We start from the raw sequence: 25,182 nt of genomic DNA, 5'->3' as shown, positions 1-25,182 counted from the left end.
CAACCAACAAGGAAATGCTGCCATGCCCATTCGCCTGCTTGCCTGCGTGTTACTGCTGTTGCCTACCCTGGCCCTGGCCAACCTCGATGCCGAACGCCTGCAGGCCATTCGCGCGAATGCCTTCAGTGTCTGCAGCAACTTGCTGGTGCACTACAACCCCAACCAGGATGGCAGCGATCCACGTTATGCCGAGCGCTATCACCATGACCTGCAGAGGTTGCAGCAACTGGTGGCGCAAGAAGGGGATGCGCAGCTGAGCCAGGCTGCCGCCGCCATGGGCCATGGCATCGACGAACTGGAACGTCAGCCGGCCAGCAACGCCCAGCTCTATCCCGCCTGGATAAACCCGCTGCTCAAGGCCCAGGCCAGCCTCGACCAGCAGGCAGCCAAACGCTATTCCGCCGCGGAGCTCGACGAGCCGCACCGGGTGTTGCATGAGCTGAGCCTGAATGTCGAGCGCCTGCAGCTGCTTTACCAGGCCCGCACATTCGGCGGGTTGGTCGTCTACGTAGTGGATGGCGATGACAACAGATTCATCCAACTGGACGGGCAAATCCTTCAGGGCTTCACGGCGCTAGAACAGCGTTGGCCGCAGCATGCCGCTGAACTGGACAAGCTGAAGGGCAAATACGCTTATGTACGCCCGCGGCTGCTCAACAACGAACGGCGCTGGGTGCCGGGCAGCGCCGCTTATTACCTTGGCCAGGTCAGCGATGGCCTGGCGAGTATCGGCGCCAGGTAAGCCAATGCCTCAGGGGGCACACGGCCTCGATGGTTCGCTGAAAGCGTTCGGCGCAGGCGTCGGGGCTGGAACGGCGGACATCGTTGCCCCTGTCACCGTCACGCCCGCCAGGGCGCTGCCCTATTAGCGATTCAGCTAGCCCGCATCCGTATTGGCCATTGGCCGAGCTACGCGCCTGCGGGATAGGCTGCCAACGCTGTCGACGTAGAGCGTCGGAAATCGAAGAACAACAAGAAGATCACCTATGCGTAGCTCGTCATGGTGCACCACGCCGTTCCTTCGCCGGTGCAGGTCCGTCTCTGCGCAGGCGACCTGCAGAACCTCCATTTCCCCCTGTCTCTCTACGGCACGCGTTTTTCTGTCGTTGGGCAAAGGATGGTTCCTGTGATCGGTCGCGCACTGGGCAACTTGTCGGTAGGCACCAAGCTGTCGCTGGGTTTCGGTCTGGTGCTGTTGTCGACGCTAGGCGTTGCAGCGACTGCGTTCTATGCCTTCGCGACGCTTGAAGCGCGCGCCGAGAAAATGAACGACGTCGCCACCATCGAGTCGCTGATGCTGCAGGCGCAGGTATCGGTAAAGGCGTTTGGCCTGGAGTTGGCGGAAGAGGAGGCCAGGAAGGTGGCGGGCCTTACCGGTGAGCTCGTCTCGTTGTTGGAAAAGTCCCAGGCGCAAACCGGGCAGGGCGATTCGGTAGCGGCGGCAAAGATTTTTCTCGCGCAGTTCCAGCGCTACGCCCAGGCCCAGCGCGATGCCCGCGAGGCGCGCCTGCGCATGCAGCAGCTGGCCCAGGAAGTGGGCGAGCGCTTCAGCGTGGTGATGCTGGACCAGCTCGACGCCGTCAACCTGCTGGCTGCCCGGGCGCAGCCGGCGGATTCGGTGCGTATGCTGCAGCTGGAGCAGGCTTCCACGCTGCGAGACAAGCTGGCGAACCTGCGCGACAGCGAACTCTATTTCATCCTGCAGGGCGGCACCGAAGTGCACAACGCCTGGGAGGCGCGGGTTATCGAGCTGCGCTCGTACATGGAAAACCTGGCGCTGCGGCTCGAGGGGACGGAGCGCGAATCGCTGACCCAGGCGAGTGCGGCATTGGCCGCCTATAGCGCCGCGTTCAATGGTTACGCCGCGAGCCGGGACCAGGCCAGCGATAGTCAGGCGGCGATGAATACTGCCGCCGACAAGGTCAGCTCGTTGCTGGGGGCGGCCCGTGCCGCGCAGATGCAGGCCTCGCAGTCGCTGAGCCAGCGGATTTCGCGGCTGCTGGAGGTGATCGTGCTGTTGGCGCTCGGCCTTGGCATCGGCGCCGCCCTGTCGATTCGCCAGTTGATCCTGCAGCCCTTGCGCCAGGCGGTCGACCTTACCCGGCGCGTGGCATCGGGCGATCTCAGCGCACAGATCGACGCCGCTGGGCGACGCGATGAGCTGGGGCAACTGCTCGGCAGTGTCGGCGTCATGCTCGATAGCCTGCGTGGGCTGATAGGCCGCATCGGCCAGGGCGTCGAGCAACTGAACCAGGCCGCCACCGGCCTGGTGCAGGTGAGCGAGCGTACGCGCCAGGGCGTCGACTCGCAGCGTGAGGAAACGGAGCTGGCGGCCACCGCCATGCAGCAGATGGCCGCTACCGCGCAGGACGTCGCGCGCAATACCAGCCACACCCGCGACGCCGTCGAACATGCCGATGGCCAGGCGCGCAAAGGCGAGGAACTGGTCCGTCATGCGACGGCCAAGATCGGCCATCTGGCCGAGGAAATGAGTGGCTGCTCCGCGGCCATGACCTCACTGCTCAACGAGTGCACGGCGATAGGCAAGGTGCTCGACGTGATCAGCGCCCTGGCCGGGCAGACCAATCTGCTGGCCCTCAATGCAGCGATCGAAGCGGCGCGGGCCGGTGACAACGGGCGAGGTTTTGCCGTGGTGGCGGATGAGGTGCGCAACCTGGCGCGGCGCACACAAGCCTCCACCGAGGATATCGCCGCCATCATCCTGCAACTGCGCACCGTCGCCGAGCAGGCGGCCAGCCGCTTGCAGGGCAGCCAGGCGTTGAGCGGCGAGAGCGTGGTGCTTGCCGCGCAGGCGTCACAGGCGCTGCAGGAAATCGCCGCGTCGGTATCGATGGTGGAGCAGATGAGCCAGCAGATCGCCGCTGCGGCCGAACAGCAGAGCGCGGTGGCCGATCAGGTTGGCGAGAGCATGGAGCGGGTGCAGGTGGTCGCGGAGCAGAGCTCCACGGCGAGCGGCTTGCTGGAGGCGTCGGTGCGTGGGCTGGAACAGGTGGGCGGCGCTCTCAACTCAGCGGTTGGCGGTTTTCGCATGACCACCTGAGGTGGATTCATGTTTGCGGAAGTTTTCCAGCGCCGGTTCAAGCACGAAGTTCGCAGGTGCATTGGCGCCTGCTGGCGTCTTGGAACGTTGATCGACGGCAAAGCGTTCGAGTGCCTGTGCATCGAACAGCAATGACCCCGATCCGGTAGGCGGTATCTCCGCTCATGAAGCAGAACCCCGCGAGGGTGAAACAGGTACGGCGGCACGTTCTGCCGGTTTATCTCCAGGCTGACAGCAACAAGAGCGGAGGCAGATATGAGTTCGCTGAATGAAAATCCCATGACGACTTCAACAACCGCTATCGATATCGATCGAGAGGAAACACAGGAATGGCTGGAGTCGCTGGAAGCCGTTGTGCGCGAGGCTGGCTCCGAGCGCGGCCAGTTCCTGCTCAAACAACTGGAGCAACATGCAAGAGCACTTGGCATCACCTCGCACGTGCATCCGTACTCGGCCTACCGGAACACGATTCCGCTTGAAAGGCAGGGGCCCTATCCCGGCGACCTCGCCGTCGAGGAGCGGATTACCTCGATAATCCGTTGGAATGCATTGGCCATGGTGGTGCGCGCCAACCAGGCCTACGGAGAACTGGGCGGGCATATCGCCAGTTATGCGTCGGCCGCGGAAATCTTCGAGGTGGGTTTCAACCACTTCTTCCGTGCCCGTGATGAAAACCACGGCGGCGATCTGGTGTTTTACCAGCCGCATTCGGCACCTGGCGTCTATGCCCGTGCCTTCCTGGAAGGGCGGCTGCCGGAAGAGCGACTGGCGAACTACCGCCAGGAAGTCACCGGCAATGGCCTGAGCTCTTACCCGCACCCTTGGCTGATGCCTGACTTCTGGCAGTTCCCGACCGGCTCGATGGGCATTGGCCCGATCAGCGCCATCTACCAGGCGCGCTATATGCGCTACCTGGAGCACCGCAACCTGGCCGAAACCGCCGAGCGCCACGTCTGGGGGGTATTCGGTGACGGGGAAATGGATGAGCCCGAGTCCATTGCCGGCCTTACCCTCGCCGCGCGCGAAGGGCTCGATAACCTGACCTTTATCGTCAACTGCAACCTGCAGCGCCTGGATGGTCCGGTGCGTGGCAACGGCCAGGTCATCCAGGAACTCGAGGCCCTGTTTGCCGGCGCCGGCTGGAACGTGATCAAGGTCATCTGGGGATCGGACTGGGACCCGTTGTTCGCCCGCGACACCCACAACGCGCTGTTGCAACGTTTTGCCCAGACCGTCGACGGCCAGTACCAGACGCTCGGTTCCAAGGACGGTGCCTACAACCTGCTGCACTTCTTCCAGCAGGAGCCGGAGATCCAGGCGCTGGTCTCCCATATGTCCGCTGCCGAGATCGATGCCCTCAAGCGTGGCGGCCATGATTTCCGCAAGCTGCATGCCGCGTTCGCCGCCGCCAAGGTACACAGGGGCCGGCCGACCGTCATCCTGGCCAAGACCAAGAAGGGCTATGGCATGGGCGGCGCCGGCGAGTCGCGCATGACTTCGCACCAGGCCAAGAAGCTGGACATCGATGCCCTCAAGGCCTTCCGTGATCGTTTCGCGCTGCCCCTGTCCGACGACGACGTGGCGCAGTTGCGCTTCTATCGCCCGGCCGAGGATAGCCAGGAAATGCGCTATCTGCGTGAGCGCCGGGCCGCGTTGGGCGGCTACATGCCTGCGCGGCAGCAGGGCAACGAGCACGTCGCGGTGCCGGCCCTAGCCGATTACGCGCGTTTTGCGTTCGAGGCCGACGGCAAGGAAATGTCCACCACCATGGCCGTGGTGCGGATGCTCGGCGGCCTGCTCAAGGACAAGGCGCTGGGGCCGCGTGTGGTCCCCATCGTTGCGGACGAAGCGCGCACCTTCGGCATGGCCAACCTGTTTCGCCAGATCGGCATCTACTCGCCGCTGGGGCAGTTGTACGAGCCCGAAGATGCCGGCTCCATGCTGTATTACCGCGAAGCCAGGGATGGCCAGCTGCTGGAGGAGGGCATTACCGAAGCGGGCGCGCTGTCGTCCTGGGTGGCGGCCGCGACTTCCTACAGCGCCCACGGCAAACCGATGCTGCCGTTCTACATCTACTACTCGATGTTCGGTTTCCAGCGTGTCGGCGACCTGATCTGGGCCGCGGCCGACCAGCGCGCACGGGGCTTCCTGCTGGGGGCCACCGCCGGGCGTACCACCCTGGGGGGCGAAGGGTTGCAGCACCAGGACGGCAGCAGCCTGGTCATGGCCGCCACCGTTCCCAACTGCCGCGCCTACGATCCGGCGTTCGCCGGCGAGTTGGCGGTGATCCTCGACCATGGCATGCGGCAGATGATGGAGCGCGATGTCGACGAGTTCTACTACATCACCGTGATGAACGAGAACTACGCCCAGCCCTCGTTGCCGCCCGCTGTCGAGGAGCAAGTCATCCGCGGCATGTATCGCTATGCCGCGACCGACGCGCCAGCGTCTCGCGGTTCGGTACGGCTGCTGGGCTCCGGCACCATCCTGCGCGAGGTGATCGCGGCCGCCGAGCTGCTGGCCACCGACTGGCAGGTATCGAGCGAGCTGTGGAGCGTCACCAGTTTCAGCGAGCTGGCTCGCGAGGCGCGGGAGGTGGAGCGCCACAACCGCCTGAATCCCGCCGCGCCCGAGCAGGTCAGCCACCTGTGCGCCTGCCTCGCGGGCGATGCGCCGGTCATTGCCGCCTCCGATTACGTTCGCGCCTGGCCGCAACTGATCGCCAGCTACATCGATGCTCGCTTCATTGCCTTGGGCACCGACGGCTTTGGCCGCAGTGATACCCGCGCAGCCTTGCGGCGGTTCTTCGAAGTGGACCGTTACCAGGTGGTGCTGGCTGCGCTGGATGGCCTGGTGCGTGACGGCAGGTTGCCGCGCCAGGTACTGGCCGAAGCCATCGAGCGCTACGGCCTGGAAGGTGACCGCCCGGCGCCCTGGGCGCGGTAACGGGTTTTCTCTCCCATGCGCTCGATGAGCGTTCCATCCGTTGCGTGGACGCGCAACGGATCTCTTTCTTGGCGGCGGTAAGTCATGAGTGAAATCAGAGAAGTTCAGGTCCCTGACTTCGGGGACTTCAAAGACCTCCCGGTGATCGAGGTACTGGTCAAGGCTGGCGACAGGGTGGCGTTCGACGAGCCCTTGCTGACGCTGGAATCGGACAAGGCCGCGATGGATGTGCCGAGCCCTTTCGCCGGCACCGTGGTGGCGGTGGGTATCAAGGTGGGGGACCGGGTTTCCAAGGGCAGCCCCATCCTCACATTGCAGGTGGCCAGCGAGGGTGCGCCGGTGGTCGTGGTAGCCGAGGCCGAGGTGAGCGCCAAGGATTCGCCCGCGCCCGCGGCGGCTGTCGCGACGCCCGTTGCGCCCATCGCGCCCGTTGCACCTGCCGTCTCGCCGGCTGCGCCGGCGCTGGATACCTCCGGCATCAAACCCCACGCCTCTCCCTCGGTGCGCAGTTACGCCCGCAAGTTGGGTGTGGATGTAGCGAGAGTGGCGGCCACCGGCAAGGGCGGGCGGATTCTGCGCGAGGACGTCGAGCGCTTCGTCAAGGATGCCCTGGTGCGCCTGGACAGTTCCCCGTCACGCGGCGATCGCGCCAGTGGGCTCGACCTGCTGCCCTGGCCGGAGGTGGACTTTGCCCGGTTCGGCAGTATCGAGAAGGTCGCGCTGTCGCGGATCAAGAAGATCTCCGGCGCCAACCTCTCGCGCAACTGGGTGATGATTCCTCACGTCACCAATAACGAAGAAGTGGATATCTCCGAGCTCGAAGCGTTCCGCGTCCGGCTCAACCAGGAAGGCGGCAAGGACGCGGTCAAGTACACCCTGCTGGCGTTCCTGATCAAGGCCGCGGTCGTCACCCTCAAGGCCTTCCCGCAGTTCAACAGTTCCTTGGGCAGCGAAGATGGCGAGTCGGTACTGATCCTCAAGCACTACTACCACATCGGTTTTGCCGCCGACACGCCCAACGGGTTGGTGGTGCCGGTCATTCGCGATGCCGATCAGAAAGGCATCGGCCAGATCGCCCGCGAATGCGGCGAGTTGGCGAAAAAGGCACGGGACGGCAAGTTGGGCCCTGCCGACATGACGGGCGGGACCTTCACCGTTTCCAGCCTGGGCGGCATCGGCGGTACGGGGTTCACGCCCATCATCAATGCGCCCGAGGTGGCCATTCTCGGCGTTACCCGTGCGCAAACCCGACCGGTCTGGGATGGCCAGGCCTTCGCCCCCCGCCTGATTCTGCCCATGGCGCTGTCGTGGGATCACCGCGTCGTGGATGGCGCTGCCGCGGCGCGCTTCCTCCAGCATCTGGCGGCGCTGTTGGCCGACTTCCGTCGCATTGCGCTTTGAGGGGACGCCCATGAGTCAGGTTATCGAAGTAAGGATGCCGGGCCTCGGCGATGCGGCCGCCTTGCCGGTGATCGAGGTGCTGGTCGAGGTTGGCGATGCGGTAAAGGTCGACGACACCATCTGCGTGCTGGAGTCCGACAAGGCCACGATGGATGTTCCGTCTTCTGCCGCCGGCGTGGTCCGGGACGTGCTGGTCAAGGTCGGCGACAAGGTGGCGGAAGGCGCCGTGTTGCTGCGGTTGCAGGCCCATGAGATGGCAACCCGGCCAGAGCCGGCTCCTGCCACAGCGCCATCGGCACCTGCGCCGGCGGTGATTTCCAGCCACGCCGCTGGCGCGGATCTGGAGTGCGACCTGCTGGTACTGGGCGGTGGCCCTGGCGGCTACTCCGCCGCCTTTCGCTCGGCGGACCTGGGGCGCAAGACCGTCGTGGTCGAGCGCTACGCGTCGCTGGGGGGCGTGTGTCTGAACGTGGGCTGCATTCCCTCGAAAGCCCTGCTGCACATCGCCTCGGCGATGGAGGAGGTGCCGCACCTGGCCTCTCTGGGGATCGAGTTCGGTGCAGGCAATGTGGATCTCGACAGGTTGCGCGCGCACAAGGCGTCGGTGGTCGACAAGCTCACCGGCGGGCTCGCTGGCATGGCCAGGGGCCGCAAGGTCGAGGTGGTGCGTGGCTTGGGTCGTTTTCTCGACCCCCAGCATATCGAGGTCGCCGTCACGACAGGCTCCGGTCAGAAGCAGACCGGCGAGAAGAAGGTCATTCGTTTCAAGCAGTGCGTGATTGCGGCGGGCAGCCAGGCCGTGAGGCTGCCCTTCATGCCAGAGGACCCGCGCATCGTCGACTCCACCGGGGCGCTGGAACTCAGGACCCTGCCCAAGCGCATGCTGGTGGTGGGCGGCGGCATCATCGGCCTGGAAATGGCCACGGTCTATTCGGCCCTCGGCGCGCGCATCGATGTGGTGGAAATGCTCGACAGCCTGATGCAGGGGCCCGATCGCGACCTGGTCCAGGTCTGGGAAAGACACAACCGCCACCGCTTCGACAACCTGATGCTGAAAACCCGAACGGTAAAGGCCGAGGCGAGCGAGCAGGGCATCTGGGTGACCTTCGAAGGCGAGCAGGCGCCTGCCGAGCCCCAATGCTACGACCTGGTATTGGTGGCGGTGGGCCGTAGGCCCAATGGCGACCGGATCGATGCGCACAAGGCCGGTGTCGTCGTGAGTGAGCGTGGCTTCATCGCCGTGGACCAGCAGATGCGTACCAACGTGCCGCATATCTTCGCCATCGGCGACATCGTCGGGCAGCCGATGCTGGCCCACAAGGCGGTCCATGAGGGGCACGTCGCTGCGGAAGTGGCGGCAGGCGAGGCCACGAACAGGCCTGAGCTTGCGTGCAGCCGTTTCGATGCGCTGCAGATTCCGGGGGTGGCTTACACCAACCCGGAGGTGGCCTGGGCCGGCCTTACCCAGCAGGAAGCCAGGGACAAGGGCATCAAGGTCGAGGCGGCGGTTTTCCCCTGGGCCGCGTCGGGGCGGGCGATTGCCAACGGCCGCGACGAAGGTTTCACCAAGCTGCTGTTCGACGCCGAGACCCATCGGGTGGTGGGCGGCGGGATCGTTGGCACGGGGGCAGGCGATTTGATCAGCGAGGTTTGCCTGGCCATCGAAATGGGCGCCGACGCCGTGGACATCGGCAAGACCATCCACCCCCATCCGACCCTGGGTGAGACGGTGGGGATGGCGGCGGAAGTCGCCCATGGCAGCTGTACCGACCTGCCGGCGGCGCGTCGCTGAGTCGCTGGACGGCCAACCCATGAAAACTGCGCGAATGCCGCGTGGCGGAGCACCTGCCTTCGGCTTGCCCGAGGGCGGGGTAATCCGTCTTCGGGCGGGGGGGCTCGCTGTCCCTGGCGAACACGTGGAAACACGGTCCTGCGCCAGCTCGTTTAGCGCGCGCTCTTTTCGATTCCGGAATAGCTCCTCGTCCAATTCACAAATTCTTAAATCCGTCCCACCTCACTACCATCCAGGCCTGCAAGCCCCTGAATCCGTGTGGCGGCCAGGCCCGCCGCAGGCCTACGTTTCAAATGCAGGAGCAGTACCCATGAACAACAATAAAACGACTGCCACGAGTGGAGCCCGAAAAGGCGTGCGCAATGGCGCGGACTACATCGCCTCGCTGCGCGATGGTCGCTCCGTCTGGATCGATGGCGAGCGCATCAGGGATGTGACGGTCGATCGGCGTTTCCGTGGCGCGATCCAGTCCATCGCCGATCTGTACGACATCCAGTGCCAGCCGGCGCTGCAGGAGCGGATGACGTTCCGCTCGCCCACCTCCGGTGCCCGTGTAGGGCGCTCCTTCATGCTGCCGCGTTCCGCCGAGGACCTGCGCCTGCGCCGGGAAATGATGAAGACCTGGATGGATGCGGTGGGCGGCATGATGGGCCGCACCCCCGACTTTCTCAACGTCATGGTCAGCGCCCATGCCTCGGCCTATGAACTGTTCGCCGCCGGTGGCGAACAGTTCGGCCGGAACATCCGCGACTACCACGAGTTCATTCGCGAGAACGACCTGGCGCTGACCCACTCGCTGGTGTCGCCGGATATCGACAAGCGCCTGCAGATGTTCGAACAGCCCGGCGATATGGTGATGCGCGTCGTGCGCGAATCCGATGCCGGTATCTACGTTTCCGGTGCCCGTTCGGTCGCCACCCTCGGCCCGTTGGCCAACGAGGTGCTGATCATGCCGGCGGCGGCCAAGTTCCCGCTGGTGGAAGATGCCGAAGCCTACGCGGTGGGGTTCGCCTGCCCCATCGACACCCCCGGGATGAAGATGATCTGCCGCCCTTCGCTGCCCACCCGGGGCCACTTCGCCAACGACCCGCTCTCGGCGCGAATGGACGAGATGGACGCCGTCCTGTGGTTCGACGAGGCCTTCATTCCCTGGGAGCGGGTGTTCATGTACCGCGACATCAAGGCTGTGGAGTCGGCGATGAAGTCGCCGTCGGGCCCCCATGGTTCGCATCAGTCGGCCACGCGCTCGTTGGCCAAGATGGAGTTCCTGCTGGGCATTGCCTACAACCTGGTGGAGGTGAACCACAGCCGCTTCCCCAACGTGATGGTGCAACTTTCCGAGCTGGTGGCTTTCGTCGAGACCCTGCGCGCCCTGATTCGCGTGGCGGAAGTCGACTGCGTGAAGGGGCCGGGCGACACAGTTGTGCCCTACGAGCAGCCGCTCAACGTGATACGCGCCCAGTACCCGGCGATGCATGCCCGGGCCCTGGAGATCCTGCAGCTGCTGGGCGCCGGCAATGTGGTGGTGGCGCCGACGGTGGAGGACCTGCACAGCGAGAACGGCCCGGTCATCGAGCGCTATTGCGCCGGCGCCGACATACCCGCCGAACGCAAGATGCAGTTGCTGCGCCTGGCCTGGGACGCCTCCTGCTCGTCCTTCGCCGGGCGGCAGAACCTGTACGAGAAGTTCTTCTCCGGCGACCCATGGCGCAATGCCCAGATGCGTGGCGAGCGCTATCCGGGTGCCCGCGAGGCACAGGATCGCGTGTGGGCGTTCCTGGAGCGCAATGGCGAATGGGAGCGGCGCATCAACGGATAAGTGCAAGGCTGCCGTAGTCCCGCTACGGCCTGCGAAATCCAACGACAAAAAATGCGGAGTTCCGTATGGCTCGTATCCACCTGCCCACCCCGGACGAGGCACCCGAGGCATTTGCCCTGCTTCAGGCCAAGCGTGGTCACGCACCCAATGCGCAAATCTTCCGGACCCTGGCCATCTGCCCGGAGATTCTCGAGGTTTTCATTCCCATGGCCGACGCCGTCCGCAAGGGCTACGGCATCGATCCCAGGCTGCGGGAAATGGCCATCGTGATGGCGTGCCAGACCATGGGCACCCATTACGAACACGACCCCCACTGGAATCGCGCCATCAAGGAAGGCGTCTCCAGGGAGCAGATGCTGGCGCTCTGGGATTTCGAAAAGAGCCCGCTGTTCTCCGACCTCGAGAAGGCGGTCCTGCGCCTGGCACGGGATGCGACCCGGGCGCCCGCGCAGGTCAGCGCCGAGGTCTGGGAGGCCGTTCACCGCGAGCTTGGCCCCAGGCAGAGCCTGGCGCTGCTCTTCAACATTGGTTGGTACAACATGACCGGTCGGTTGACTGGCCCCCTCGAGTTGAACAACGAAGCCGACTTCACTCGGCTCTGAAACGACCCCCGGAGACTCACCATGCCATTGCCCAAACCGGTCTACTACCCACCCTTCAATGTCACCCGTTCCAGCCACGCCATCATCACCTCCCGCGACCTGGAAGCCAGCCGCGATTTCTACGAGCAGGTCATCGGCCTGGTCCTGACTGAACGCGATGCCGACACCCTGTATTTCCGTGGTCTGGAAGAGGTGTGCCACCACAGCCTGGTGATCAAGCGCCACGACGGCGCACATGAAGCGGAAGCGATCGGCTTCCGGGTGTACACCGAAGAAGAGCTGGACAAGGCGGAGCATTTCTACAGGTCCAAGGGCCTGCCGGCGCGCTGGATCGAAGTGCCGCACCAGGGCCGCACGCTGCTGGTCAACGACCCGGCCGGCACTCCCGTGCAACTCTGCGCGACCATGCCCACGACCCCGCGCCTGTATACGCAGTTCCAGGACTTCAAGGGCGGCGCGGCCATGCGCTTCGACCATTACCAGATCCAGGTTCCCAACGTGCAGGAACAGACGGACTTCTACGCGGAAATGGGCTTTCGCATTTCCGAGTACATGGCCCTCGATGAGAAGTTGATCGCGACCTTCATGTTCCGCAAGCCCGGCACCCAGGACATCGTCTTCCTGGAAAACCCCGGCCCGCGTCTGCACCACTTCGCCTACACCGTTTCCGATTCCCACAGCATCCTGCGCGCCTGCGACATCGCCGGGAACATGGGCATGGGCGATGTCGTCGAGCGCGGGCCCGGACGCCATGGCCCGGCTGGCGTGCTGTTCGTGTATCTGCGCGACCCCGATGGTCACCGTGTGGAGCTGTTCTGCGATCACTACCTGCTGATCGATATCGAGGTCGAGCCGGTCGGCTGGGATGTGCGCAAGCCCGGCCTGTCCCTGCGCTGGGGGCTGCCGCCCCAGGAGTGCTGGTTCAATGAAACCACCCCGTTCAGCGGCGTGGCGACCAAGCAGCTGGACCACGAGCGCGGCCCGCTGTCGACGCTGGAAACCTACCTGGCGGAGAAAGCTCGCGTCAGGGCCGCCAAGGCCAACTGAGTGTGTGGGGGCCACGGCAGTGGCCCCTCGCGGCGGGCAGTACCGATAACAAGAAAATTGGAGGCATGCAGCGTGACGACACAGACAGCAACCCAGACAGGCCCCGCTCGATCCGGCCCGCGCTTCGATGGCCGCGCCTTGCGCGACGCATTCGGCTCGTTCGCCACGGGGGTGACTATCGTCACCACCAGCGGCCCGGGCGGCCTGGATATCGGTTTGACCGCCAACAGCTTTTCCTCGGTGTCCCTGGACCCGCCGATGGTGCTCTGGAGCCTGGCGCGGACATCCCTGAACATGGAGGCGTTTCGCAACAGCGGGCATTTCGCCGTGCACATCCTCTCTGCCGACCAGGAGGCGCTTTCGGCGCGCTTCGCCAGCAAGGGCATCGACCGCTTCGCAGGCCTTGCGCTGGAGCGTGGCCCGGACGGCATTCCGCTATTGCCGGACTGCATGGCGCGTTTCGTCTGCAGGCTGGCTTACCAATACGAGGGTGGTGACCACGTCATCTTCGTTGGCGAGATCGTCGATTTCGGCCATTCCGCGCGCAAGCCGCTGGTCTTCCACGGCGGGCGCTACGGCATGTTGTTGCCCAGGCAGAGTGTCGCCGCGGTCGAGCCGGCGGACGAGTTCAGCAACCTGTCCTCCGATGACCTGCTGTTCCAGGTTTCCAACGCCTACTTCCAGACCCGGCAGCGCGTGATCGACCAGTTGCAGTCCCATGGCTGGACGGCCGAGGAATACGCCGTGCTGAGCATCATTGGCCGTGAGGACGGGCTGTGCGTGCCGGAGATCGCGGCGCGCAGCGAGAAAGTGCGCGGGCAGAGGATTTCCGCGGCCATCGTGCAGAACCTTATCGAGCGTGGCCTGCTGCACGAGGTCGACGCCGGCGATGGCCCGGTGGCGGTCAGGTTGACCGCCGAAGGCCGTCTTGCGGTGCTGGAGCTGATCGCGATACGCAAGTCCAGCGAAGCGGACGTGCAGGGCAACCTGGACCCGAGCGAAGTGCAGCTGCTCAAGCACCTCCTGGCCAGGCTCGACTCATGAAGATCGCTCGCTATCGCTCCTCTGCCGGCCCGGAGCGGCTCGGTATCGTGACCTTTGCCTCGGGCCGTGAATGGCTGCTGGATGTCGCCAAGGCTGCCGCTGCCCGTGGTGGCCCGGATACGCCAGCCACGGTGATGGGCCTGATCGAGGGGGGCGCCGCGGCCATGGATGCCACCTACGGATTGCTCGACTGGGCCACGCAACGCCAGGACCCCGTCTGGATGGATGACCCGGACACCGTGCAGTGGCTGACGCCGGTGCCGGAGAAGTCCATGTTCTGTGCCGGCCGCAATTTCGGGCGGCACCTGCTGGAGTCGAAAAAGGGCGATACCGCCAACGCCGGCAAACTGCATAGCGACTTTCCCACGGGCTTCATCAAGCTCGGGCGCACGCTGGTCCCGCACAGGAGCCAGGTGAAGCGCCCTGCGGATGTGTACTGCCTCGATTACGAAGTCGAGATCGCATTGGTGCTGGGCAAGGCCCTCGACGCGCACAGCGACATCGATCCGGCCAGCGCGATCTTCGGCTACACCATTTTCAACGACTTGTCCGCGCGTGAATGGCAGCTTCGCGAAATGCACAACGGCCTGCTCATGCTGGGCAAGAACTTCCCGGGTTTCGGCCCGATCGGCCCCTACATCCTGACCGCCGACGAGGTGCCGGACCCCACCGCGCTGGTGCTGTGGCTGAAGGTCAATGGCGAACTGCGCCAGCACGCCGACTGCCGCGACCTGATCTTCGGCTTTGCGCAGCTGCTGGCGTTCTGGTCGCGCTTCGGCCTGGTGCCGGGCGACCTGGTCAGCACGGGGACGCCCGAGGGCGTGGCCCTGCACCACAAGCCCGACCCGCAGGCGTGGTACCTCAAGCCTGGCGACCGGGTAGAGGCGGGGGTGCAGGGCATCGGTGTCCTGGAAACCTTCATCGTCTAGCCGCTCGCCAACCCGATTCCCCCTTGCACATGGAGTGTCTTATGAAGCTGTATTTCCTGCCGGGCGCCTGCCAGATCGGCATCCATGCCTTGCTCGCCGACATCGGCAAGCCGTTCGAGATCGAGAAGGCCGCGCGTCCGGGCACGCCGGAGTTCGAGGCGTACACGAAGGTCAATCCCAAGGGCAAGGTTCCCGCGCTGATCCGCGATGACGGATCGCTGCTCACCGAGTTCCCGGTGATCGCGCTCTACCTGGCGCGCATCAATCCCGACCGGGAGCTGATCCCGACGGATATCGAAGGCGAGATCCGCGTGCTGGAAATGACCGAATACCTGGTGTCTACCGTGCACATGCAAGGCTACACTCGCGCTCGTCGGCCCGAGAAGTTCGCCCCCAGCGAAGCGGATCACGCGGCGGTAAGGGCCCAGGGGCTGAAGATCTTCCAGGCCGGGCTCGACCGGGCGGAACGCCAGATCGCCGGCAAGGACTGGTTATTCGAGAAGATGAGCATCGCGGATTTTGCGCTCTTCTACCTCGAACACTGGTGTGTGCTCAACGGCATCGGCTCGTTGGGCCCGGGTTGCCAGGCGCACCATGATCGCCTGTGGTCGAAGGCGCACATTCGCCGCGCCGTCGAGTCCGAACTCACCACCTGATACCGAGCGCTGCGCCATGGACATGCTGCTGAAGTTGAAGGCTTTCGTCGTGACCGCCGACACCGGCAACTTCTCAGCCGCCGCGCGTGCGTTGTATACCTCGCCGTCGGTGATCATGAAGCGGGTCGACGAGCTCGAGTGGGACTTCAAAACCACCTTGTTCGATCGCTCGACCCGGCGGCTGACGCTGACGGACACGGGGCAAAGCTACCTGGTCCACTCGCGCCAGCTGCTGCGCGCCTACAACGACATGGCCAGCGGCGCGATCCTGAGCCCCGGCAGCATCGAAGGCCCGATCAGGGTGAAGGCCCCGGCCGTGCTTATCCGTCAGGGCCTGGGTGAACTGTTCACCCGTTACCGCGCAGAGCACCCGCTGGTGCAATTGGAAATCGTCGCCTCCGACAGGGGCGGCAATCCGGCGGAGGAGGGCTTCGACATCTCGGTGGGGATGGACCAGATGGCCTACTCGGACGTGGTGGAGCAGGTGCTCCGGCCCTTTCCCCGGCTGCTGTGCGCGGCCCCGGCCTACCTCGCCCGCTGTACTGCGCCGGCGCATCCTCGCGAGCTGATCCATCACCCCTGCCTGACGTTTTCCATCGCCGGGCCCATCTGGGGATTCAACTCGCCGGAGGGGCGGGTGGAAGTGGACGTGCGCCCCGTCCTCATCACCAACGATGAAGGCTATCTGTGCGCCGCCGCCCGCGATGGCCATGGGATCGTCCAACTGGCGTTGCCGGTGGTGGCCGATGCCCTGCGGGCCGGGGAACTGGTGCCTGTGCTGGAGGCGTTCTCGCTGGTCGAGCGCTGGGTGAAGATCATGGTGCCGGCCGCCCGGCTGGAACTGACGCGGGTGAAGCTGCTGTTCGACAGGATGGCGATGCACCTGGCTTCCGGCGTGGACGAGGGTGGAGCCCTGGCGGCTCATTGATGCTTGGTTGGGTGATATCGCAACGGCACCTTGGGCGCGCTCCCGTCGCGCTCATTCGCTCGGTCGGCGCCTCCCGGCGTCGCCACCTCCACAGGTGAGCTGCGCCCCTGTCTGTGGCGCTGCAACAGCGCACCGAACTCGCAGGGCACGCGCCCTTTCCTGTAGTGAGCCTGCACTCGAAGCGATGCCCATGCCGGGCTTTTCGCGCGCATGGACTTTCACGCTCTTCCACTGCACCGCGAGCCCGTCGGCTCGTGTCTGGAGGCCTTCCTGGCACGGGGAAAAGGGCCGTCGGATAGACGCCAAACCGGACCCGTGGGGAAGACGATCTGCCCAGCCGCCCTGTTGGCCGTGGCACCGCTTCGACCATCAAAAAACCGGCTGCGGTGCAGCGGGATTAATCATTGTTCCTGCCGAAAAGTCGCTACTTATACTCGGCCTCACACAGATGCGCGGCCCTCGCTGAGCGAGGAATCACTCTTCCAACCGGGGCTCTGTGCTGGCTGCACTCCGATCGGCTCGTGCGATGAAGCAAAGCCGGGTACCACACAAATCATGGGGAGGTTTTTCAGATCGCTGTGGTTGGCCGGTGTTCATGGGCAGGCCAGCAATCGGAGTTCATGCGTCAAACAATCTCGCTAGGTGACGATGATGCAAACAATAAAAATAAGATTTGCAGTGCCGCAAGACGACTTATACCGCCAAAGCCTTCGATCCGTGGTTGCCATCACCAGCCTTCTGGCTGCCGGCTATTCGCTGGCCGCGCCGATCGATGTGGGCAACCCCGACTTCAAGCTGCGCTGGGACAACACGGTCAAGTATTCCGCCGGTATGCGCGTGAAGAACCCGGACGACAAGCTGACCGAGTTCGCGCCCCCTCCCGCGGGTGGCAAAGGGGGCCCCGCGGCGCTCAACGGCAACGACGGCGACCTTAACTTCAAGGCCGGCCGGCTGATCTCCAACCGGCTCGACCTGCTGTCGGAGATGGACCTGGTCTACCGCGACGATTTCGGTCTGCGGGTGAGCGGGGCGGCCTGGTACGACGACGTCTACAACCAGCGCAACGACAACGACTCTCCCGCCACCAGCAACGCGCTGTCCGTACCTTACAACAAGTTCACCGATGACACGCGCAAGCTGCACGGGCGCAAGGCCGAGTTCCTGGACGCTTTCGTCTTCGGTGGCGCCGACGTCGGCAGCGCTCGCGTAAGTGGGCGCCTGGGCCAGCACACGGTGCTGTGGGGCGAGAGCCTGTTCTTCGGCTCCAACGCCATTGCCGGTACCCAGTCGCCGGTGGATGCGGTCAAGGCAGCCTCGGTGCCGGGCTCGACCACCAAGGAAATCATCATGCCGGTGGGCCAGTTCTCCGGCCAGATCCAGTTTTCGCCAAAACTGACCCTGATGGGCTACTACCAGTACGAGTGGGACGCCACCCGCCTGCCTGCCGCCGGCAGCTACTTCTCGGTGAATGACTTCCTCGGCGATGGCGGCGAGCGCATTCGCTTCGCGCCCGGCATACCCGGTATCGGCCTGTCGCGTGGCCCGGACATCAAGGCCAGCGATAACGGCCAGTATGGCCTTGGCCTGCGTTCGCAGCTGGGCGACTGGGAGTTCGGCATCTATGCCATCCGTTTCCACGCCAAGACGCCAGTGGCTTATTCCCACACAGGGCGGACCAATGTTCCCGGAGCCGGGTTCGGCACCTTCCAGTGGGTATATCCGGAGGACATCAAGGCCTATGGCATCAGCGCCACGACTACCGTGGATACGGTCAACTTCGCCGGCGAGCTCTCGGTGCGCCGCGACACGCCGCTGACCAGCCTGCCGCAGGAGGTCGGAACGCAACCGGCGGACAACAACAACCACGCGTTCTACGCCATCGGCAATACGGCCCACGCCAACCTGTCCATGATCTGGTCGATGCCGCGCAACTTCATGTCTGACGAACCCAGCCTCAGCATGGAAGTGGCATACAACCAGCTGACCAGTTGCACCAGCAACTGTAATGCCATGGACCCGGAGCTGGATCGACGTGCCGCAGCGGTGCGCGCCTTGTATGCAATCCCGCAGCGCAACGTGCTGGACGGCTTGGACCTTACGCCCTCCATCACCGTCGGCTACAACCATGGCAAGTCCCCCGTCGTCATCATGGGGCCTGACAACGGCGGCGACATGACCTTCACCCTGGCAGGCAACTACCTGACCGTGTGGGACTTCTCGCTGGCCTACACCCACTACTACGGCGCTGGAAATACCGCCGTGTATTCGTCTACCGATCCCGCCGTCAACAGCACGTACACCTTCGCCCAGACCCTGAAAGATCGAGATTTCGTCTCGGTGTCGCTGCGTCGTACCTTCTAAGGGAACATCACATGACCATTTTCACTCGCATGAGCCTGCTGGCCCTGGCGTGCGCAGTCCTGGCTGCACCGACGGTCCAGGCCGCAGTCACGGCTGAAGAAGCGGCCAAACTCAAGACCACCCTGACCCCGCTGGGCGCAGAGCGAGCCGGCAACCAGGATGGGTCGATTCCGGCGTGGGACGGCGGCTATCCGGCCGATGCTTCGCAGACTTCGGCGGCGGTTCCGAACCTGTTCGCCAAGGACAAGCCCATACTCACCATCACGGCGCAGAACGCAGAGCAGTATAAGGACAAGCTGACCGAAGGCACCCTGGGCCTGTTGAAGCGCTTCCCGACCTTCAACGTCCAGGTGTTCCAGACCCGACGCACCGCGGCGGCCCCGCAGTGGGTCTATGACAACACCTTCGCCAACGCCACCCGGGCGACGATGGATCCCAGTGGCGAGCTCGGCCCCTTCCCCAAAGGCGCCTACGGCGGTGTGCCGTTCCCGATTCCGAAGAATGGCGAAGAGGCCATCTGGAACCATCTGCTGCGGTGGACGAGCCCCGGCTACCAGACGGAGCCCAGCCTGGCGCGCGTCACCCCCGAGGGCAAGGTGATCCCGGTCTCGCAGAACGTCGCCAAGAGCTCGTTCCCGTACTACGACCCCAACGGCAACCTGGAGAAATGGCAGGCCGCGGGCTCCAACATCGTAGTGCGCCGGGTAGACACTTCCGGGCCGCCGATCCGCGCCGGCGAGATTCTTCTGCAGCGCGTCAACATCAATGACATCGAGTCCAAGACCTGGGTGTACCTGACCGGCCAGCGTCGCGTCCGCCGTCTGCCGCTGACCTGCTGCGACGTGCCCAGCCCGGTGGCGGGCGGCATCCTCAACTTCGACGAGGTCGAGGTGTACTCCTCTTCCATCGGCCGTTACGACTGGAAGCTGGTGGGCAAGAAGGAAATGTACGTGCCGTACAACACCAACAGCTACCACCAGGCGACATCGCTCGACCAGGTCATGTCCGCGCAGACCGTGAACCCTGATTTCGTGCGCTTCGAGAAGCATCGGGTCTGGGTGGTGGAAGGTACGCTCAAGCAAGGCCAGCGGCACGTCATCCCGCGCCTGCGGGTGTACCTGGACGAGGACACCTGGATCGCCGTCGCGGGAGAGCGTTGGGACGCCCAGGGGCAGCTCTGGAAGGTGACGTACAACCTGCCGACGGTGTTCCCGGCGGCGCCAGGGACCATCGTGGCGGGCTACATGTCCTACGACCTGATCGGCGGTGGCTATTTCGCGTCCGCCTATTTCCCCCGCGAACGACAAGTCGACCTGAAGGCCTCCCTGCCGGACCGGATCTTCACCCCCGAATCGCTTGCTGGAGAGGGCATACGCTAGGGCTGTACCAAGCTTGAGCGATGAACCTGATGGGATGGCCAGTATGAAGAACAACAACAACGAAAGCGTGGACGGGGCTCGTCGAGGGTTGCTGCTGTTGGGCGTCGGTTTGGGCCTGCAGGTGATGCTGGCTCCCACGTTAGCGTCCTCTACGGTAGCTTTCGCCTCGGCAGTCACGACAGGGCTGCTGGGACAACCGTCCACCCTGACTCCCCGGGCGCCACACGCGGTGCTGACCCGTGTGGTGCGGGCCGGTGACCGGCTGGTGGCGATCGGCGAGCGCGGCGTGGTCGTGCTGTCCGACGATGGCGGGCGACAGTGGCGCCAGGCCCGTGTGCCGGTCAGCGTAACGCTGACCTCGGCGAGCTTCGCCGATGCCCGTCAGGGTTGGATCGCCGGCCACGGCGGTGTTGTGCTGCATACCTCTGACGGTGGCGAAAGCTGGGTCATTCAGACTGATGGCGTGGCTCTCGCTCAAGCGACACTGGCCCAGGCCAAGGCCCTGCCCGATGGCGAGGCTGAGCGCGATCGGCGCATCCGGGATGCCCAGCGTCTGCTGGATGACGGCCCGGACAAACCCCTGCTGTCGATTTGCTTTGCGGACGCCTTGCGCGGAATGGTGGTGGGGGCGTTCGGCCTGGCCGCCACCACGGACGATGGCGGCAAGACATGGACGCCTTGCCGGCACCGCCTGCCCAATCCCATGGGCCTGCATCTGTATGCGATCGCCCGCCATGACAAGACCTGGGCGGTTGCGGGAGAGCAAGGGGTGCTGATGCTCAGCCGTGACGATGGCGCCAGTTTCGAGTCACTGGCATCGCCTTCCGAGCGCACCTTGTTCGCCGCTACTGCCACGGACAACGGCGGGTTTGTGTTCGCCGGCCTGTTGGGCGCCGCGTGCCGCATCGAGCCGGGCAGCGCGAGCGTTGCCCCGGTCGAGTTGCCGGCGCCACTGACGGTTCTGTCCAGCCTCGAATTGCGCGATGGCCGGGTGGCGCTGCTGGCGCAGGGCGGGCGGCTTCTCGTAAGCCGCGATGCAGGCGCCCACTTCACCGAGCAGCCGCTTGCAAGACGCGATCCCCTGACCTCCCTGGCCGAAGCCGCGGATGGTGGCCTGGTGGCCACCAGCCTGGGCGGGGTTGCCCGAATAGGCTGACGGCGTTCATTTCCACGTTCAGGCGACGCGCCACACTACGAGTCCAACACCATGACCTCAGTGACACCTAGCGAGACGACGGCCTGCCGGCTCGAAGACTTCAACCCGCGCTCGGGCTCGCGCCTGGAACGCGCCGTTTTCAACCACCGCGTCCTGGTCCTGCTGCTGTGCGTACTGGTCACGATCCTGCTCGGCTTCAGCGCGTTGAGCCTGAAGCTCAATGCCAGCTTCGAAAAGACCATTCCGACCAACCATCCGTACATCGCGAACTACCTGGCGCACAAGAAGGAACTCACCGGCCTGGGCAACTCGCTGCGGATCGCCGTGGAGGCCCGCAAGGGCGACATCTACAACGCGAGCTATATCGACACGCTGCGCCAGATCAACGATGCCGTGTTCATGCTGCCGGGGGTGGACCGGGCGTTCATGAAGTCCCTGTGGACGCCCAACGTCCGCTGGACGGCAGTGACCGAGGATGGCCTGGATGGCGGCCAGGTGATCCCGGCGCACTACGACGGCTCGCCCGCCAAGATCGAGGAGCTGCGCATGAACGTGCAGCGCTCCGGCGAAATCGGCCAATTGGTGGCGGCCAACGGTGGCTCCAGCGTCCTCCAGGTGCCACTGCTGGAGCACGATGCGTCCGGCAAGCCGCTGGACTATGCCGCGCTGTCCGATCGGCTGGAACAGATACGTGCCAAGTACAGCAGCGACGAGGTGGCCATCCACATCACCGGCTTCGCCAAGCTGTCCGGTGACCTCATGGATGGCATGCAGGAGGTGATCGGGTTCTTCTTCATCGCCCTGGCCATCTGTGCCGCGATGGTGTTCCTGTACAACCGCGACCTGATCAGCACGGCGCTGGTGGTCATCACCTCGGTGACCGGCGTGCTGTGGCAGCTCGGCCTGCTGCCGCTGCTGGGATATTCGCTGAACCCCTATTCCATGCTGGTGCCCTTCCTCATCTTCGCCATCGGCATCAGCCATGGCGCCCAGAAAATGAACGGCATCCTGCAGGACATCGGGCGTGGGATGCACCGCTACGTAGCGGCCCGCTATACCTTCAGGCGCCTGTTCCTGGCGGGTCTTACCGCGCTGCTGGCGGACGCCGTCGGCTTTGCGGTGCTGCTGATGATCGACATCCCGGTGATCCGTGAACTGGCCATCGCCGCCAGCCTGGGGGTACTGGTGCTGGTGATTTCCAACCTGATTCTGCTGCCCGTGCTGTTGAGCTACGTGGGGGTGAGCCGCAAGGCCGCCGAGCGCGCCGTGCAGCGGGAATCGGTTTCTGCGGCGGGGCACAGTGGCGCCTTCTTTGTCTGGCTGGTCCGCTTCACCGAGGGGCGCCGCGCCGCGCTGGCGATCGCCACGGCAGCGGTTCTGGCGGTGCTGGGCGTAGCCGTCGGCACCCAACTGAAGGTCGGCGACCTGGACCCCGGGGCGCCGGAGCTGCAAGCCGACTCGCGCTACAACCGCGACGTGAACTACCTGACGAAAAACTACGGCGCCAGCAACGACCTGTTCGCCATCATGGTCAAGACCCCCGATGGGCGTTGCAGCCAATACGATGTGCTGCGCCGTGTCGACCAGCTGGAGTGGGAACTGATGGACCTGCCCGGCGTGGAGTCCACCCAGTCGATCGCGCGGCTGCAACGGCGCCTGATGGTGGGCATGAACGAGGGCAGCCCGCTGTGGTACGACCTGCCCAGCAACCAGAGCATGCTCAACACCATTACCGCGCGAGCACCGCGCGAACTGTACAACGAAGAGTGCAACCTGCTGACGGTCTACGCCTACCTGCGCGACCACCGCGCCGAAACCCTGCAGCAGGTGGTCGACCTGGTGGAGCGTTTCGCCCGGAAAAACAATGACCAGGACGCCACCTTCCTGCTGGCGGCGGGCTCGGCGGGGATCGACGCCACCACCAACATCGTGGTGCACAAGGCCTGGTACCAGATGTTGTTCATGGTCTACGGGGCCGTGGCGCTGCTGTGCTTCATCACCTTCCGTTCCTGGCGCGCGGTGCTGGTGGCCATGCTGCCGTTGATGCTCACCTCGGTATTGGCCGAGGCGCTGATGGTGCTGCTGGGCATGGGCGTGAAGGTGGCGACCTTGCCGGTGATCGCGCTTGGCGTGGGCATCGGGGTGGATTACGCGTTGTACGTGCTGAGCGTGACCCTGGCCCGCATGCGCGCCGGCGCCAGCTTGAAACAGGCCTATGCCACCGCGCTGCAGTTCACCGGCCGGGTGGTGCTGCTGACCGGCGTGACCCTGGCGGCGGCAGTGGCGACCTGGCATTTCTCCAGCATCAAGTTCCAGGCGGACATGGGCCTGCTGCTGGCCTTCATGTTCCTGTGGAACATGCTCGGGGCGCTGGTGCTGATACCGGCCCTGGCGCGCTATCTGCTGCCCGGCGCGCACGAAGGTTCGACGGTCGCGGCGAGCGATGCGGCGGCCCACACCTCGGCACCGGCGTCCATCACGCCGAGCCAGACCAACAAGCTGGTATATGAGAGATGCCTGCCATGAATGATTTGATGAGCGCGCCGCTGGCGGCCAGAGCGCAAGTCGACGTCACCCGGGTTATCGATGGCGGCAACTTCAATGCATTCAGCGCGCAGGTGGCGGTGATCTGCTTCCTGGCGATCGTGTTCGACGGCATCGACAGTGCGCTGTTCGGCACCTTGCTTCCGGCCATCATGGCCGATATGCGGATGGGCCCCGCCGAGGCCGGCATTCTTGCGAGCGTCGGGCATGTCGGGGCCGTGGGCGGGGCCATCGTCTTCGGCGTGGCAGCCGATGCCATCGGCCGCAAGCGGATGATGCTCATCGGCATGACGCTGTTCATTGCCTTCACTGCCGCGTGTGGCCTGGCGCAGGGGCTCGTCGACTTCGCCATCTACCGTTTCATCGCGGGCTTCGGCCTGGCCGGCATCGTTCCGATTGCCGTGGCGCTGGTCTTCGAATACACCCCGGGCCGGTGGAAGGCGATGGTTTCCAGCCTGTCCTATACGGGCATCTCGGTGGGCGTGTTGCTCTCGGCGTTGCTGTCCATCGCGTTTCTACCGATCTTCGGCTGGCGGGTGATATTGCTCGGAACCGGCGTTTGCATCGGGCTGGTCCCCATTGCGCTGGTGTGCTTGCCCGAGTCGATGTCGATTCTGCTGAAGAAGGGCAGGCGCGAGGAAATTGGCAAGGTCCTGAAAAAGGCCGACCCACAGTTCGTGCCCAGGGCCGACGACGACTACCGGCTGAACGAACCAGCGGCGGCCAAGGTGCCCTTGAAGCGCCTGTTCCAGGGCGGCTATGCGCGTAACACCCTGTTCCTGGGGATCGGCATGCTCTGCATCATGATGATCGCGGTCACCCTGACGACCTGGATTGCGCAATTGATGGTTCAGCGCGGCTATTCGATGACCACGGGCATCAGCTTCATCCTGGTATTCACCTGCAGCAACTTCATCTCCACGCCATTGGCCGGATGGATGGCAGGGAGGATCGGTTACAGGAACGTATTCGCCATTTACATGCCGATCCTGTTCGTTTCGATCGCATTGATTGGCGTTGTCCAGAATCCGCTTGCCGCATTGATCTGCATGTTCTTTGCCGGGTTCACGGCAATGGGCGCCACCTGCATCTTGTTGCCCTATGTCGGCTCGTTATACCCGATGGACTTCCGTTCATCGGCAATGGGAGTCATCTACGCCATTGGCCGGGCGGGACCGATTGTCGGCCCGGCAATTGCCGGTTTCATGCTGGCGGCCGGAGTCAGTGTGCCGATTATCCTGGTTTGCATGGCAGCCCCGGGTTTGGTGGCCCTCGCTGCGTTCTGGCTGGTGAAGGAAGTTCCCTTGCAGCCAAGGTAGCAGTTGCCGTTGGTGAAAGTTTAATACTGGTTTGTTCGCCCCGTTATTGTTGCCTGGATAACGCAGGTTCGAACCCGGCTTTTTCGCATTCGAGATAGCAGTGTTTCAACGATGCAAGAACAGTCGCTTGCGGAATTGACAAGGAGGGACCTGGGGCTCATTGACCTGGTTTCACGCGAATAGCAATTGAAGTTAAAA

At 64.5% G+C, this 25,182-nt stretch carries 18 protein-coding genes and 1 pseudogene; 18 read left to right on the top strand and 1 reads right to left on the bottom strand.

The window, feature by feature from the left end; translation table 11 throughout:
• Positions 1 to 22 precede the first annotated feature (22 nt).
• The 3 genes and pseudogenes from FG99_RS14120 (at position 23) to FG99_RS33250 (ending at position 3,061) form a co-directional block, all read left to right on the top strand.
• The gene (locus tag FG99_RS14120; protein ID WP_043270508.1) at positions 23 to 742 is read left to right on the top strand and encodes a hypothetical protein; all 720 of its coding nucleotides are present in this window, start codon (positions 23 to 25) and stop codon (positions 740 to 742) included.
• A gap of 258 nt (positions 743 to 1,000) precedes the next feature.
• Positions 1,001 to 2,197, top strand: a pseudogene (locus FG99_RS33255) (HAMP domain-containing protein); the annotation flags it as partial.
• Entirely contained in the window at positions 2,192 to 3,061 is an 870-nt protein-coding gene (locus FG99_RS33250) for a methyl-accepting chemotaxis protein (protein WP_371263870.1), read from the top strand. The pseudogene FG99_RS33255 and the gene FG99_RS33250, both read left to right, overlap by 6 nt.
• On the opposite strand, the gene FG99_RS32125 is transcribed toward FG99_RS33250, so the two are convergent.
• Positions 3,029 to 3,193, bottom strand: coding sequence for a hypothetical protein (locus FG99_RS32125; RefSeq protein WP_156060077.1), 165 nt, complete (start codon positions 3,191 to 3,193; stop codon positions 3,029 to 3,031). The genes FG99_RS33250 and FG99_RS32125 overlap by 33 nt on opposite strands.
• Before the next feature lie 123 nt (positions 3,194 to 3,316).
• On the opposite strand from FG99_RS32125, the gene mdeB reads away from it, so the two are divergent.
• The 15 genes from mdeB to FG99_RS14040 all read left to right on the top strand — a co-directional run bounded on the left by mdeB (position 3,317) and on the right by FG99_RS14040 (position 24,984).
• Positions 3,317 to 6,007, top strand: coding sequence for an alpha-ketoglutarate dehydrogenase (gene mdeB / locus FG99_RS14110; RefSeq protein WP_043270506.1), 2,691 nt, complete (start codon positions 3,317 to 3,319; stop codon positions 6,005 to 6,007).
• An 84-nt stretch (positions 6,008 to 6,091) separates the two neighbouring features.
• Positions 6,092 to 7,408, top strand: coding sequence for a dihydrolipoyllysine-residue acetyltransferase (aceF, locus tag FG99_RS14105; protein WP_051878856.1), 1,317 nt, complete (start codon positions 6,092 to 6,094; stop codon positions 7,406 to 7,408).
• A gap of 10 nt (positions 7,409 to 7,418) precedes the next feature.
• Positions 7,419 to 9,200: a dihydrolipoyl dehydrogenase gene (gene lpdA / locus FG99_RS14100; RefSeq protein WP_043270504.1), complete on the top strand. Its 1,782-nt coding sequence runs from the start codon at positions 7,419 to 7,421 to the stop codon at positions 9,198 to 9,200.
• 310 nt (positions 9,201 to 9,510) lie between these two features.
• The gene (locus FG99_RS14095; RefSeq protein ID WP_043270502.1) at positions 9,511 to 11,019 is read left to right on the top strand and encodes a 4-hydroxyphenylacetate 3-hydroxylase family protein; all 1,509 of its coding nucleotides are present in this window, start codon (positions 9,511 to 9,513) and stop codon (positions 11,017 to 11,019) included.
• A gap of 65 nt (positions 11,020 to 11,084) precedes the next feature.
• Complete coding sequence (locus FG99_RS14090) at positions 11,085 to 11,621, top strand: carboxymuconolactone decarboxylase family protein (RefSeq protein ID WP_043270500.1); 537 nt, start codon at positions 11,085 to 11,087, stop codon at positions 11,619 to 11,621.
• 21 nt (positions 11,622 to 11,642) lie between these two features.
• Positions 11,643 to 12,668, top strand: a complete 1,026-nt coding sequence (locus FG99_RS14085) for a VOC family protein (protein ID WP_043270498.1) — start codon at positions 11,643 to 11,645, stop codon at positions 12,666 to 12,668.
• Between the two features lie 138 nt (positions 12,669 to 12,806).
• Positions 12,807 to 13,712, top strand: a complete 906-nt coding sequence (locus FG99_RS14080; protein WP_043271482.1) for a flavin reductase — start codon at positions 12,807 to 12,809, stop codon at positions 13,710 to 13,712.
• Positions 13,709 to 14,641, top strand: coding sequence for a fumarylacetoacetate hydrolase family protein (locus FG99_RS14075; RefSeq protein WP_043270496.1), 933 nt, complete (start codon positions 13,709 to 13,711; stop codon positions 14,639 to 14,641). Before FG99_RS14080 ends, FG99_RS14075 begins: the two co-directional genes overlap by 4 nt.
• A 41-nt stretch (positions 14,642 to 14,682) precedes the next feature.
• Positions 14,683 to 15,297, top strand: a complete 615-nt coding sequence (locus FG99_RS14070; RefSeq protein WP_043270494.1) for a glutathione S-transferase family protein — start codon at positions 14,683 to 14,685, stop codon at positions 15,295 to 15,297.
• Positions 15,298 to 15,313: 16 nt separating this feature from the next.
• The gene (locus FG99_RS14065) at positions 15,314 to 16,225 is read left to right on the top strand and encodes a LysR family transcriptional regulator (protein ID WP_043270492.1); all 912 of its coding nucleotides are present in this window, start codon (positions 15,314 to 15,316) and stop codon (positions 16,223 to 16,225) included.
• Positions 16,226 to 16,942: 717 nt separating this feature from the next.
• Complete coding sequence (locus tag FG99_RS14060) at positions 16,943 to 18,586, top strand: DUF1302 domain-containing protein (protein ID WP_256204855.1); 1,644 nt, start codon at positions 16,943 to 16,945, stop codon at positions 18,584 to 18,586.
• 11 nt (positions 18,587 to 18,597) lie between these two features.
• The gene (locus tag FG99_RS14055; RefSeq protein WP_043270491.1) at positions 18,598 to 19,965 is read left to right on the top strand and encodes a DUF1329 domain-containing protein; all 1,368 of its coding nucleotides are present in this window, start codon (positions 18,598 to 18,600) and stop codon (positions 19,963 to 19,965) included.
• A 43-nt stretch (positions 19,966 to 20,008) separates the two neighbouring features.
• Complete coding sequence (locus FG99_RS14050) at positions 20,009 to 21,121, top strand: WD40/YVTN/BNR-like repeat-containing protein (RefSeq protein WP_043271479.1); 1,113 nt, start codon at positions 20,009 to 20,011, stop codon at positions 21,119 to 21,121.
• Positions 21,122 to 21,172: 51 nt separating this feature from the next.
• Positions 21,173 to 23,647, top strand: coding sequence for an efflux RND transporter permease subunit (locus FG99_RS14045; protein WP_043270489.1), 2,475 nt, complete (start codon positions 21,173 to 21,175; stop codon positions 23,645 to 23,647).
• Positions 23,644 to 24,984 (top strand): MFS transporter, encoded by a 1,341-nt coding sequence (locus tag FG99_RS14040; RefSeq protein ID WP_177330907.1) that lies wholly within the window; start codon positions 23,644 to 23,646, stop codon positions 24,982 to 24,984. Before FG99_RS14045 ends, FG99_RS14040 begins: the two co-directional genes overlap by 4 nt.
• Positions 24,985 to 25,182 lie beyond the last annotated feature (198 nt).

Source organism: Pseudomonas sp. AAC (genome assembly GCF_000725445.1).
GTDB classification, from domain to species: domain Bacteria; phylum Pseudomonadota; class Gammaproteobacteria; order Pseudomonadales; family Pseudomonadaceae; genus Pseudomonas; species Pseudomonas citronellolis.
This window is presented reverse-complemented; position numbering and strand designations above follow the sequence as displayed.